The following is an 11,734-nucleotide window of genomic DNA, read 5'->3' as shown; positions in this document are numbered from 1 at the left end:
GAGGAGTACCGACGCCCCGAGCCGCCCAGCCCGCCTCGTTGCCGCGCCGACGTCCTCCACGACCGCGTATGGGACCCATTGCGCAGGCCGGAGGCCGCACTCGACGATGCCGCCGCCCACCCGGTCACCGACCGAGAGCGTCGTGTAGGGACCTACCTGCTCGGCCCGCCAACCAAGAAGCGCTGACAAGAATCCCACCGCGGCCTCGCGATCACGGGTGTGGAGCTCCAGATGGATTACCCCGCCGGCGTTCATCGGGGGAAGAATCCGTAGGAGCCGACCTCGTCAAGTTGCACAGCCACCGGCGGTTCCTCGCACCTCTCCGCGATGTTCGAGGAGAATGCCTGGAACGAGGCCTGGCTTGTGAGGGGGTGAGGTTCCACACCCGGTTCGACCATTGCCATGTGCACGAATCGAGCCCCTCTATCCACTCGGAACGTCGCGTAGCGCAACCCGGCCGGCCGAACTTCATGCAGCTCCTTGTACACCGCGGCGATGAGCTCTTCGTTCTCCGGGACGCGGTCCGCTTTCACGGTGTACGTAACCATGGTCATGGTCGTCGGATTCATCGGACTCCTTCTCCTTCCAGGATCAACGACTCGATCTCGACTGCAGGGACCGGGGCCCGGCGCCTGCCAGGTAGCACGGTTGCCGCGGCCGCGCCGACGATGGCGAAGGCGGCACCTGCGGCGACCGCGGGGCTGAAGCCGTCGGTGAAGCCGAGCCGGGTTCCGTAGTGGCCCATTCCGGCGAACACTGCAACGGCGACGGCGATTCCGAACACTCCCCCCAGCTCGCGCATCATGGTGTTGACGCCCGAAGCCTTGCCGATGTCGTCGTCGGCGACAGATCCCACGACCGAGTTCTGAGCCGCGGGTATCGCCATCGAGATCCCGATCCCGCCGAGGATCAAAGGCGCAAGAAGTGATGTGTAGGCCGCGCCCGGCTTGGCGATCGCCGCCACCCACGCCACCCCGGCTCCTTGAAGAAGCAGGCCGGTCGTCATCAAGGGGCGCTCCCCTATCCGGTCCGCCAGCATGCCGGCTATCGGTGCCACGGTGATGAACGTGACTGTCCACGGAATCAGGCGGACGCCGGCGGCGAGCGGGTCGTATCCCAGCCCGTTCTGTAGAAACTGGGGGAAGAAGTAGACAGCGGAGTACAGCGATGCGAACGTACAGAAGATCGCCACGTTGCCGGCAGAGAACGCTCGCGACCGGAATAAAGACATCGGCACCATCGGATGACGCGCCTGCAGCTCGAATATCACGAACGCCGCTGCGAGCGCGCAGCCGGCCGCCAAGGTGCCGACGACCTCAGTCGAGCTCCAGCCTGCGCTGTTGCCGCGCACCAGTCCCCACGTGACACCCAGGGCCGCGCCCGTCACCAGCGACAAGCCGGGGATGTCGAGCGAGACGTTGGGACCGAAGCTCTCCGACAACCGGGTCAGCGCCAACGGCGCGGCGATGAGTCCGATCGGTACGTTCAACCAGAAGATCCACTGCCACGACAGGCCGTGGGTCACGGCACCACCGAGTAGCGGTCCCAGTGCCACCGATATGCCGATAACCGCGCTGAACATGCCGATGGCCGCTCCTCGTTTCTCGGGCGGAAACGCAGAGCTCAGCAACGTCAGCCCGACAGGCACGATCGCCGCTGCTGCGGCCCCCTGGACAGCACGGGCGGCGATCAGCGAGCCCGCGTTCGGAGCCAGCGCGCATGCTCCCGACGCCACTGCGAACAGCGCCAGCCCGCCGGCGTAGAGAGTCCGGCGACCGAACCTGTCGCCCAGCGCAGCAGCGGTGATCATCAGCACGGCAAAGCTCAAGTTGTAGGCATTCACCGTCCACTCGAGCTCTCCGACGGACGCGTGCAAGTGGCGGTGGATTGTCGTCAGAGCGGTCGACACGACGACGGTGTCGAGCGCCGCCATCATCGACCCGATGCCGGTCAGAGCAACGACCCACCTGAAGGACGAGCGGCTGGCGCTCATGGTGCTGGTCATGCTGGTACTGATCCGCCGACTCGGCGGAATTCATCGCGTTCGGCGGAAAAAGTTGAGCGCTTGCTATGGAATAGGCGTTGATACCGGAGGCGGCCCCAACGGCTGTCCTCCGTAGATGACGTTGCCGCTCGCATCCTGGTAGATCAGCCAGGGAACGGTCGGTTTCTGGTCGACGCCCGGCTTGGAGAAGTCGCACACCCCGTCGGGGAACGCGCGCTGGAGCTCCGCCCATTCGGCGTCCGTGAACGGCACCGGAACGCTGGCGCCGCCGACCGCGTAGGTATAGGAGGAACGGCTGAGTGGCTGGAGCTGGCACTTGTTGGCGTCGGTGGTGATCTGATCGCCAGCGACCATGCGGGCCGTGCCGTACACGGGCACGACCGGCTGGGGGCACAGCCCGGCCGAAAGCATTGTTCCGAGACCGTCGTAGCAGCGGTCGGTCAGGCCAACCGGCTTGTCACGAACGATCTTCGCGGTGAAGTCGAGACTTGAGTGGTCGGCTTCGACGGCGGTCAGCCAGCGGTCCATCGCCAGGAAGCTGTTCACGCCGCACGAGCTGTCGGCGAGGATCGGCTCGGGGCCTTCCCAGATCAGCTGGTTGGCGTGGGTGCCATGCTCCCTATCGAGCCTGGCTCGGACCGCGAACGCGCGGTAAGCGTCGTGCGCGGCGCCGGGATCAGGGCCGCGGCAGTCGATGATCGCGGTCTGGTTGAGATTGTTGGTCTCGTTGATCAACCCGGTGCGGTACGCGTTCCCAAGCGCAGGTTCGTCGGCGACCAGCCGGTTGGGTGTCGGGTTGATGTCGACGTCGGCCCCACCAACGTGCGCGTTGAGATCAACGAACTGGGCGGGCGTGATCTTGCCTTCGCGAAGCGCGCCCAGGCCGTACTGGACACCGATGTTGTCGATGGGCAGCCCTGCGAAGCCGTGCCCGATCTTCTTCTCGGCCGGCGACCACACCTCCGAGGCGCGCAGCCCGAGCAGGTTCCTGTTCAGATCGATGATCGAGCATCGAACCCCACCTGGGTTGGTCTGCGCGTTGTACAGCTGCTGGCTGCTGACGCCGGGGCAGGGAAAATAGGGCACCGCCGCGTAGAAGTAGCCCGTTGGGCAGCTCTGCGGCGTATAAGGAGGGTTGGTGTTGGTGCAACCGACGCTCACCGCCGCGTCCACTGGCAACGCGTTGCCCTCGACCGACGCCCATTGCGTGGGTGACCACACCACCCCGGCTCCCCACGAGGAGGGAGTCAGGAAGTACCGCTCCAGCAGCGCGTAGTCGGCGACCTGCGTCGCCGACGACATGGCGTCGGGGAACGAGCAGGTCGGCAGGATGCCTTGGTAGACGCCGGGGTAGGCGTTGGCGATCCATTGCTGGGCCAGCGACCCCCCTGAACATCCGTGGCCGATCGTGTAGCGCACCGTCCCGTAGGACTTGACGATGTGCTCCTTCGCCATCACCAACGATTCGGCCTGGACGGCCACGTTGCAGAAGTGGCCCGAGTTGTCCAGAGCCGTCGACATGGTGAGAAAGCCCAGACCGAGAGCGCTCGGCGCAATGTCGCCGGTGACGTCCGGCGCACCGCCGGTCGTATACGACGCGCCGCAGCTCGCACCGTGCAGGATGAGCAGCTTGTGGTTCCACTGCCGTTGCGGGCTGAACGGCGTCCACGGCTGGCCGGGTTGGAACAGCCCGGCGACCTGGTACTGGTCGCGATCCATGTAGCCGGTCTCGACCCGGACTATGTAAGGGACCTTGATCCCCTGGTCGGTCGTCGTGACGGCGACGTCCGACGGGGGGTGAGCGACGTCATAGGGCTGGAAGCCCGACTTTGTCGAGTTCGTGGACATGTAGACGAAGTGGTAGGTGGGCGCCTGATCACACTGGCTGTCCGCCGCTCCTGCCTGACAGGTCCATGGCTGCAGTTGCGGGCCGGAGAAGACCGGCCCACCGCTGGGGTGGTTGACGAGCGTGATCCGAGCTCCGCTGCCGTCTGGCAGATTCGCCTGAAGGAGGTTCGACCCAAGCGCAAGGCCGGTAACCAGCCCCTCGAATCCCCCGTCGGCTCGCAACGCGAAGTCCGATGAAACGTCGTGGCCGTCGACCACGACCTTCACGTTCGATGCGTCGGCCGGGTTCGCAAGGTTGACCCGGATCAGGGCCGAACCCCCGCTGACCAGGTCCGCACGTCCGGAAAGCACTGTGATCGACATCGGCGTCCCGGCCGAAACAGCGTTGATGATCCCGCTAAGTAGCAGCAGCGCAAACGCGGGAGCACCGAGCCCCGCGAGCAGCTTCTTCCGTCTCATATTCGAGCCTTCTTTGCGCGGTGAGCCCCCAGCGGATCCCACCCGACAGTCGAACGGTACCACCGTCGGCCCCGAGCCGACCTGATCGACCCGCTGGGTGAGGGCTCAGGCCAGGTCGATTCGTATTGTGATGAGGTCGGTGCCCATGAGGCGGACCGTGGCGGCGTTGATGGCCCGGAGCGGGTGCCAGCGGCAAAGTTGGCGTTGTCGTATGTAAGGGTCGTCATCGTCAAGGACTTGAGCCACACCTGAGCGCCAGTTGGTTCGCAGCCCTCGTCGGATCTTGACTCGGACACTGGGGTTGGCCTCGAGATTGCGGACGTAGTTGGCGGAACGGCCGTGTTCGGCGACGATCCAGAACGTTTCCCCGATTCGTCCTTCGCCTACGGGGTTTCGTCTCGGTTTGCCCGAACAGCGTCCAGTTGTTTCGAGCAGAGCGATGCCCAGAGGAAGGATGTCGATGGCCAGCAGAACCCGGACGGCTGGATTGATCAGATATCGCTGAAGGAAGCGAATCACCTCGAGTTTCACGGTCGGGACGAACCGGGTGGCGGCAACGTTGATCGCAAGGACCCCGGATGTGCAAAGAGGGAAGGCGATATTCCGGCGACCTTGTAAAGCCCAGGTCGCCCAGCCGGGGCTGGCCACTAGCAGCGATGCGACCAGGAGTTTTGGCGACGGTCGGGGCGAGCGGCGTTCGTGGGATGCCGTCCGAATGGCCAGCTGAAAGTAGGGCATCATCCCCAGCTCCTGTAATCGGCTGATTATAGTAATCGCATGATTACAGATCGGGTCGGCCTTCGTCAACCCACCAAACAGCGTCTTCTGCAGGAGGGGGTGCGACTGTTCGCTGAGAAGGGTTTTCGCGAAACCACGGTCGGAGATGTCGAGGCTGCCGCCGGTCTCGAGCCTCGCCGGGGAGCGCTTTACCGACACTTCCAGAGCAAAGAAGCCCTGCTGGAGGCAGCCCTCGAACAACACATGCAATATCTGGGCGAGACCACCGCGGGGCTTGACCAGCTGCCGGTGAAAGACCAGAGGCAAGAAGCCCTCATCATGGGTCAATGGCTGTTGGCGGAGCTCGACCGTGAGCGGGCCATCGTCCGCATCCTCGAACAAGACGGGGATCGGCTAACAGATCTGCGCGACCGATTCCGCCAAGTCCTAATTGACCCCGGCTACGAACTTACCTCGGAGCTCGCCCGCCGATGGCTTGGAAGCGCCGCTGACCAACTAGACCTCCAAGCGCTCTCGGCAGTCCTGCTCGGGTCATTGGTCAACTACCGACGTTCGACTTGGACGTTCGGCGCAACTCCGGCAGGACTTGACGATGAGCGATTCCTGGCAACATGGGCGGACCTGTGTGTCACCACTGCCGCTGCCCTGCGAAGAAAGCACAGTAAAAGGCCTACCAGGGTGGGGACTTCAACTCGGCCAGCCCCGAAACAATCCCAATCCCGAAGATGACTGTGCAGCTTGACGTTGGTAACGGCGTGGCTCGGATTGGGCATGCTGTTGGCATGAGCCTTGCCACCTATGAGCTTGATGGCCATGTCGCCACGATCACGTATAACCGGCCTGAAGCGCTCAATGCCATCAACGCCGAGATGCGCCGAGACCTCAACGAAGCGTTCGCTCGATTTCGCGACGAGAACGACGCGTGGGTTGCGATCGTCACCGGTGCTGGACGGGCGTTCTGCGCCGGGGCGGACATGAAAGAAGGTGCCGGCGCTACCGGCGAGTTCGCTGGGACGTTCTGGGAGAAGCCCACCCTGAACTCGTTCGAGAGCGGCTGGGAGATCTACAAGCCAGTCATCGCCGCCGTGAATGGTTACTGCCTGGGCTACGGCTTGACGCTGGTCACCTGGTGTGACTTCGTGATCGCCAGCGAGAGGGCGCAATTCGGGTTCCCCGAGGTACGCCTCGGGGTGCCGACCATCGTCGGCGCGGTGCGACTACCTCAGAAGATCAACTGGCAGTACGCGATGGAGATCCTGCTGACCGGAGAGCCGATCTCTGCCGAACGAGCACACCAGATCGGGCTCGCGGGATGGGTCGTCCCCCACGACGAACTTATGAACGAGGCGCGGTCACTGGCGAAACGTTTGGTTTCGGCCGCTCCTCTCGCGGCCCGAGCCGTGAAGGAGGTCGCCATGCGCTCCCGCACGTTGCCGAACCTCGAAGCGATCCGCTTCGGGGAGACGATGCGCAAGGTTGCCGCCACGACGAATGACGCCGCAGAAGGCGCGCGGGCGATGTCGGAGGGCCGGCAGCCGCAGTGGACCGGGACATGACTGCCGAGGACAGTGTCAGCGCGGCCACGGTCGTCACCGCCCCGGCGGAGGCCATCTTCGCAGTCCTCGCCGACCCGGCAAAGCACGCTGCGATCGATGGGACCGGCTGGGTTTGCGAAACCCTCGATAGCGAGCCGTTGACCGCCGCGGGCCAGATATTCCGGATGTCGATGTACCACCCGAACCACCCGGACGGTAACTACCAGATGTTCAACCGGGTGCAAGTGTTCGACCCGCCGACCACGATCTCCTGGGAGCCCGGCTACGACGCCGGCGACGGCACCGTCGGCTTCGGGGGCTGGGTCTGGCGCTACGACCTGACGCCAGATGGGCCCTCGAACACCACTGTCACTCTGACCTACGACTGGTCAGCAGTCCCGGACCCCATCCGAGAGCACATCGGATTCCCGCCGTTCCCTCCGGAACATCTGGGCAACTCGCTCGCCCACCTCGCCGAACTGGTTATCGCATGACGAGTCCCCTCCCGCGACCCCATCGATTGAGCCTCAGCCCGGGAGCTGATCTCGTCTATCAGAGAACAAACGGCTTATCGTCTCGGGATGCGCATGACCCGTCGCCGGTTCCTGACTGCTGGTGGCGCGGTCGCGGCGACCGCGGTTTCGGCCGCCGGCCTGTTCGACCTGGTGGATCATTCGGAGTTCCAGCGCGGGCTTCATCATCTCGGACTCAGCTCCAGCCCCGACAAGCGCGTCCCCAGTTTCGGCACCACTGAGCACACCGGCTCCTTGACCAGTCGGTTCATGCGCAATCCGGTTGGCTGGACCATGTCGCATCCGCCCGGAAGCGAGCCGCCGACGGGGATCATTTTCTGCCTGCACGGGCGCGGCGCCGATCACCGCTTCGCGTTCGACACGATTCACCTCCCTGACGTTGCCGCCTCGATAGGCCTGCGGGTGGCCGTCGCCGCTGTAGACGGAAACGACCACAGCTACTGGCACAAGAGAGCCGACGGAACCGACGCGCTCTCGATGCTGCTAGAGGAATTCGTGCCGATCATCCGGCAGATGGTCGGACCCCTACCCCAAGCGGTGATGGGCTGGTCGATGGGTGGATACGGTGCTCTGTTGGCGGCCGAGCGGGACCGCGACGCTTTCGTTGCGGTGGCTCCTACCAGTCCGGCGTTATGGCTCAGCCCGAGTGATACCGCTCCGGGAGCATTTGACAGCTCCTCGGATTTTTACGCCAACGACGTGTTCAGCGGAGTTGAGAGGCTCGCTGGGCATACCATCGCGGTCGCTTGCGGAAGTGGTGACCCTTTCTACGGCGCCACCCGCCATTTGGTCGCCGAGATGAACTATCCCCACACCGCCTTGTTCGGACCTGGCTATCACGACCCCTCATACTGGCGAAGCATTGCTCCCTCTCAGCTACGCGCCCTCCAGCCAAGCCTGACCTAGCGGTCCCGCTAAGCAATCAAGTGCGCTGATGTTCGGCGCTGATCCTTCTTCGTGGTCTTAGTGCTCAGACCGCCTCCCGTGAATGGCGGAGCTGAAACCATGTCGGTTCGGTTCAACTCTCTTGACACGCTTTGCAGGGCGATCGAGACTCCCCCCGAGGTCGTAGACGCGCGGCCTCAGGAAGGGGGAGCAATATGTATCAATTCAGCCGGCTAGCCCGCCTGACGGGTTCACAAGCCGTGTCTGCCATGAATTGGGCGACCGAGATCACCGAGCACGTAAAGAGTGTGACCGGCTTGTCGGTTTCGCTGTTCACGGAGGTGTTTTCGGCAGCTCCTGGCACGTTGGCGTGGTCCACGATCGTCCCAGACCTTGCCACTCTCGAGGCCGCTTTCGACAAACTCACTCCCGACCCTCGTTATAACGAGCTGGCCGAGGCGGGTCAGGCTTACACTCTGCCGGGATCACTGTCGGACAGGCTACGGACCATCGTCCATCCCGCAGAGCCACCGGCCAATCCCACTCAGCCGGAATACGTGACGTGCGTTTATGCGACTATCGCCAACGGCAATTTCGCTCGTGGTATTGCTGCCGGGGTCGAGATCGCTCAGCGTGTCGAGCGGATCACAGGCGACCTGACCATCTTCGCGATGGACTCGACGGGCAACTACGGAGGAGTCGCCTGGCTTACAGGGTCGGCAAGCATCTCCCAGATGCAACAGGCGGAGGAGCAGATCAACGGAGACCCATCGTTCGTGGACTACATCGATAAGGAAGCTTCGGCTGCGTTCGTCGAGGGAGCGACGACACAGCGGATCCTTCGCCGAGTGATCTAAAACCGACCTGTCCGGCGCGCCTGGCTCCTTGCGAGATAGCGGGTCCAGGCGCGCCCGCGGGCGAGACTGGCAACAGCGTGCGACTTCGCCGAGCGGCGGCCACGGTGGTGGCGGTACTTTTCTGCGGACCAACACGGCTATGGCTAGGTCGACAACTACGCCCGCGACCTCTACGTCTCGCTGGGCTTTACCCCAATCCAGACATCTGGCAACGCGGACACCATGGTGCTCCGTGTGGGCATGCGAGTTGTACCTGGAGCGTCCAGAATGTGGCGGTGAAGAAGCTGATCGAGCAGGGCATTGATGACCATCCCAAAGACGATGAGGACAAGATCCCGACGGCCTGGACGGTCGCGGTGCTCGACGACTGCGAAGGTTGCGGCGATCTGCGGGTCGAGGTGACGCTGGAAGCGGTCGGGCGCGCCGGCTACGGCGAGATCGCGCATCTCTCTCCTGATGGTGCGCGTCGACTGCGGGATTCCATTAGCCGAGCGCTCGCCGAACTCGGCCAAGAAATCTGAGCCCCCCGATGAGTGCGACAAAAGGACTAATCCCTCGGCGGACGGAATGATTTTTTTTACCGTACTGTCGTCGATCGTCGGTCACGCACGGTCGCGATGCGGCCGACCCGCAACTAGAAGAAGTAGTCGCCCATCGCCATCAGATCGAGGACGAGCTCTACCTGGTCGGACGCCTTCACGATGCGTAGGGTGACGCCCTCCTCAACCGCAAGTTGGCGTGCACTCACCAGCGAACCAATGCCCACCGAACATATGAATGTCAGTTGTGACAGGTCCAGGTTCACGGTCTGGTGTGCTTCGTAGACGGCGTCTCTTAGGACCCGCTTGAAACGTTCAACCGTCCTCAGGTCAAGGTCTCCCCCTATCGTTAGTTCGACCGAATCCTTCGATCTGGCAATGGTTATCTCCAGAGGGGCCATCATCCGGCTACCACCCCCCACTGCCAAGTGCCCCAGCCGATCGCCGCTTCGTGGACTGTCGGCGTGTAGCGGTTACCAGACTATGACCATCCGGGCGAAGGGAGGTCAGCGCTTGCCAGCCTTCGGGCCCACCCAGACAATTGATCAGGAAACGCTCAAAGCGGACAGATAGCCACCATCGTCCGTCTACCGTCACCGAGCGGATCCACCGAAGACCGCGTGCTCACCTGGGTCGTCGAACCCGATGCCGAGGCCCGCAGGCGACGGGTAAGTGGCGCCCTCCGTACGAACGGTGTCTGGGCGATCTCATCGGCCAGCGCGTTAATGTCACCGCCCATGGCCGACAGCCTTGACGTCGTGAGCGTCGACCGGGTCATTCCGGCTTCGCCCCAAGCGATCTTCGATCTGCTGGCCGACCCCGCCCGCCACCGGGAGATCGACGGCTCCGGGACGGTGCGCGACCCCCGCGGCCGGGGTATTGGGCAAAGGCTCGGGCCCGGCAGCCGGTTCGGTATGTCAATGAAAATGGGCGTCCCCTACGCAATGGAAAGCAAGGTCATCGAGTTCGACGAGCCCCGCCTGATCGCCTGGCAGACGACCGGACCGACCCGCCTCGGCCGCATGGTCGGTGGCCGAATCTGGCGCTACGAACTCGAAGCGGTCGAAGGCGGAACGAAGGTCACCGAAAGCTGGGACATCAGGCAGGAATCCGTCCTGACCCGGCCCATGGTGCGACCGGCGGCGAAGAAGACAGCGGAAAGCATGGCCGCCACCCTGGAGCGAATCGAGCAGGTGCTCTCAGGGAGCTGAGCGGGCGGGCCATCCCTGCCCCCGGCCCGGCGCTCTTTCATTCCCCCATCATCGGGACCGTCGGGCTGCCGGACGTAAACCCGATGAGCCGACGTTAAGTGCGGGCGCCGACGGGGCGAGGGCCGCTACGGTCCGAGCATGCTGGAGGGTCAGAGCGGCGTGCCCAGGATGTTCGTAATGGTTGGCCTTCCCGCAGCGGGTAAGACGCGCCGGGCACGCGAGCTTGCATCCGCATGGCGCGCCCTCCGGTTGACCCCCGACGAGTGGATGATCCCGCTATTCGGACAAGAGCAGCCCGAGGGCAAGCGAAACGTCTTGGAGGGTCGCTTGATCTGGCTGGCTATGCGTGCGCTCCGGATTGGTGTCAACGTCGTGCTCGACTTCGGCGTGTGGGGCAGGGACGAGAGGTCCGCGCTTAGAGCGCTGGCAGCCTCGGTTGGAGCCACCAGCGAGCTGGTTTACCTTCCAGTGGACGAGGAGGAGCAGTGGCGCCGTGTTCAGGCTCACTCCGTCACCCACACCACATCCAGGTTCGAGATGACCAAGGCCGACCTCGATCGGTGGAGACAGACCTTTCAGCCACCGGACGCGACCGAACTTGAGACCGGCGACATCGACCCCCCACCTGTGGGCTTCGACTCTTGGGAAGCCTGGGTAGCTCAGTGGTGGCCAACGTCGCTGCCAGGCTACGGATCCGTACAACCCGTGCTCGACTGAACGCCGAATCGCCATTCCGTCAACTCCGTGTTGGCATATTCAGGCTCGCCCTGGCCGCCTGGGGCGCGAGATTGAGATGCTGGAATCAAATGGCAAGGTGGTCGAACGAGCTCAACGCCCGATGGGGCACCGGTCGATGGGCCGGGCCCGGGTCGGGTCTTGCGGCTTGGGACGATCGGGGAAGCCTGGTACGAGGGCCTGAGCGACACAGAGCGTGACAAGGCGCCACTGGCACGCGTTCGATTGAGGTTCGAAGACCGAACGACTCGGCATTGATCGTTTAGGGACCAATGGGACCGGACAAGCGAGAGCTTTGGCGCGGTCTGCCATCCCGCGCCCTTGGCTCGTCGTCGTGCATGGACCGAGAGTTGCGCCAAACTCTCGGTGTGACCCGAAGCAGTCGCTTC

The 11,734-nt window shown here is 64.0% G+C and carries 14 protein-coding genes; 8 read left to right on the top strand and 6 right to left on the bottom strand.

The window, feature by feature from the left end; translation table 11 throughout:
* The 5 genes from VFZ97_19995 to VFZ97_19975 form a co-directional block, all read right to left on the bottom strand.
* A partial coding sequence (locus VFZ97_19995) for a hypothetical protein (protein HEX6395722.1) occupies positions 1-255 on the bottom strand: 255 nt, incomplete at its 3' end.
* Positions 252-569 (bottom strand): hypothetical protein, encoded by a 318-nt coding sequence (locus VFZ97_19990; protein ID HEX6395721.1) that lies wholly within the window; start codon positions 567-569, stop codon positions 252-254. The genes VFZ97_19990 and VFZ97_19995, both read right to left, overlap by 4 nt.
* Entirely contained in the window at positions 566-2,005 is a 1,440-nt protein-coding gene (locus VFZ97_19985) for an MFS transporter (GenBank protein ID HEX6395720.1), read from the bottom strand. The genes VFZ97_19990 and VFZ97_19985 overlap by 4 nt, the downstream gene beginning before the upstream one ends.
* A gap of 63 nt (positions 2,006-2,068) precedes the next feature.
* Positions 2,069-4,312 (bottom strand): DUF6351 family protein, encoded by a 2,244-nt coding sequence (locus VFZ97_19980; GenBank protein ID HEX6395719.1) that lies wholly within the window; start codon positions 4,310-4,312, stop codon positions 2,069-2,071.
* Between the two features lie 105 nt (positions 4,313-4,417).
* Positions 4,418-5,053: a nitroreductase/quinone reductase family protein gene (locus tag VFZ97_19975; protein HEX6395718.1), complete on the bottom strand. Its 636-nt coding sequence runs from the start codon at positions 5,051-5,053 to the stop codon at positions 4,418-4,420.
* A 36-nt stretch (positions 5,054-5,089) separates the two neighbouring features.
* Here VFZ97_19975 and VFZ97_19970 point away from each other — a divergent pair, with 36 nt between their 5' ends.
* From VFZ97_19970 to VFZ97_19945, 6 genes are all read left to right on the top strand, one after another.
* Positions 5,090-5,779 (top strand): TetR/AcrR family transcriptional regulator, encoded by a 690-nt coding sequence (locus VFZ97_19970; GenBank protein HEX6395717.1) that lies wholly within the window; start codon positions 5,090-5,092, stop codon positions 5,777-5,779.
* A 53-nt stretch (positions 5,780-5,832) separates the two neighbouring features.
* Positions 5,833-6,606 (top strand): enoyl-CoA hydratase-related protein, encoded by a 774-nt coding sequence (locus VFZ97_19965; protein HEX6395716.1) that lies wholly within the window; start codon positions 5,833-5,835, stop codon positions 6,604-6,606.
* Positions 6,603-7,079, top strand: a complete 477-nt coding sequence (locus VFZ97_19960) for an SRPBCC family protein (GenBank protein ID HEX6395715.1) — start codon at positions 6,603-6,605, stop codon at positions 7,077-7,079. Before VFZ97_19965 ends, VFZ97_19960 begins: the two co-directional genes overlap by 4 nt.
* Before the next feature lie 87 nt (positions 7,080-7,166).
* Positions 7,167-8,024: an alpha/beta hydrolase-fold protein gene (locus VFZ97_19955; protein HEX6395714.1), complete on the top strand. Its 858-nt coding sequence runs from the start codon at positions 7,167-7,169 to the stop codon at positions 8,022-8,024.
* A 194-nt stretch (positions 8,025-8,218) separates the two neighbouring features.
* Entirely contained in the window at positions 8,219-8,860 is a 642-nt protein-coding gene (locus VFZ97_19950; GenBank protein HEX6395713.1) for a hypothetical protein, read from the top strand.
* A gap of 275 nt (positions 8,861-9,135) precedes the next feature.
* A complete protein-coding gene (locus VFZ97_19945) occupies positions 9,136-9,381 on the top strand; it encodes a hypothetical protein (GenBank protein HEX6395712.1) in 246 nt (81 codons plus the stop codon).
* A gap of 113 nt (positions 9,382-9,494) precedes the next feature.
* Here the strand turns inward: VFZ97_19945 and VFZ97_19940 are convergent, their stop codons facing one another.
* Positions 9,495-9,800, bottom strand: coding sequence for an STAS domain-containing protein (locus tag VFZ97_19940; GenBank protein ID HEX6395711.1), 306 nt, complete (start codon positions 9,798-9,800; stop codon positions 9,495-9,497).
* A 336-nt stretch (positions 9,801-10,136) separates the two neighbouring features.
* On the opposite strand from VFZ97_19940, the gene VFZ97_19935 reads away from it, so the two are divergent.
* Together VFZ97_19935 and VFZ97_19930 are read left to right on the top strand one after the other, a co-directional pair.
* Positions 10,137-10,610 (top strand): SRPBCC family protein, encoded by a 474-nt coding sequence (locus VFZ97_19935; protein HEX6395710.1) that lies wholly within the window; start codon positions 10,137-10,139, stop codon positions 10,608-10,610.
* 138 nt (positions 10,611-10,748) lie between these two features.
* Complete coding sequence (locus tag VFZ97_19930) at positions 10,749-11,327, top strand: ATP-binding protein (protein HEX6395709.1); 579 nt, start codon at positions 10,749-10,751, stop codon at positions 11,325-11,327.
* Positions 11,328-11,734 lie beyond the last annotated feature (407 nt).

The sequence above is a fragment of the Acidimicrobiales bacterium genome (assembly GCA_036378675.1).
In the GTDB taxonomy this organism is placed as follows: Bacteria; Actinomycetota; Acidimicrobiia; order Acidimicrobiales; family Palsa-688; genus DASUWA01.
The sequence above is the reverse complement of the archived record's forward strand: the minus strand, read 5'-3'. Positions and strand labels throughout refer to the sequence as shown.

What these genes read in the sequence shown, in the direction of transcription:
- VFZ97_19990 (HEX6395721.1), bottom strand. Translation starts at nt 569, where the DNA reads ATGAATCCGACGACCATGACCATGGTTACGTACACCGTGAAAGCGGAC.
- VFZ97_19985 (HEX6395720.1), bottom strand. Translation starts at nt 2,005, where the DNA reads ATGACCAGCACCATGAGCGCCAGCCGCTCGTCCTTCAGGTGGGTCGTT.
- VFZ97_19980 (HEX6395719.1), bottom strand. Translation starts at nt 4,312, where the DNA reads ATGAGACGGAAGAAGCTGCTCGCGGGGCTCGGTGCTCCCGCGTTTGCG.
- VFZ97_19975 (HEX6395718.1), bottom strand. Translation starts at nt 5,053, where the DNA reads ATGATGCCCTACTTTCAGCTGGCCATTCGGACGGCATCCCACGAACGC.
- VFZ97_19970 (HEX6395717.1), top strand. Translation starts at nt 5,090, where the DNA reads ATGATTACAGATCGGGTCGGCCTTCGTCAACCCACCAAACAGCGTCTT.
- VFZ97_19965 (HEX6395716.1), top strand. Translation starts at nt 5,833, where the DNA reads ATGAGCCTTGCCACCTATGAGCTTGATGGCCATGTCGCCACGATCACG.
- VFZ97_19960 (HEX6395715.1), top strand. Translation starts at nt 6,603, where the DNA reads ATGACTGCCGAGGACAGTGTCAGCGCGGCCACGGTCGTCACCGCCCCG.
- VFZ97_19955 (HEX6395714.1), top strand. Translation starts at nt 7,167, where the DNA reads ATGCGCATGACCCGTCGCCGGTTCCTGACTGCTGGTGGCGCGGTCGCG.
- VFZ97_19950 (HEX6395713.1), top strand. Translation starts at nt 8,219, where the DNA reads ATGTATCAATTCAGCCGGCTAGCCCGCCTGACGGGTTCACAAGCCGTG.
- VFZ97_19940 (HEX6395711.1), bottom strand. Translation starts at nt 9,800, where the DNA reads ATGGCCCCTCTGGAGATAACCATTGCCAGATCGAAGGATTCGGTCGAA.
- VFZ97_19935 (HEX6395710.1), top strand. Translation starts at nt 10,137, where the DNA reads ATGGCCGACAGCCTTGACGTCGTGAGCGTCGACCGGGTCATTCCGGCT.
- VFZ97_19930 (HEX6395709.1), top strand. Translation starts at nt 10,749, where the DNA reads ATGCTGGAGGGTCAGAGCGGCGTGCCCAGGATGTTCGTAATGGTTGGC.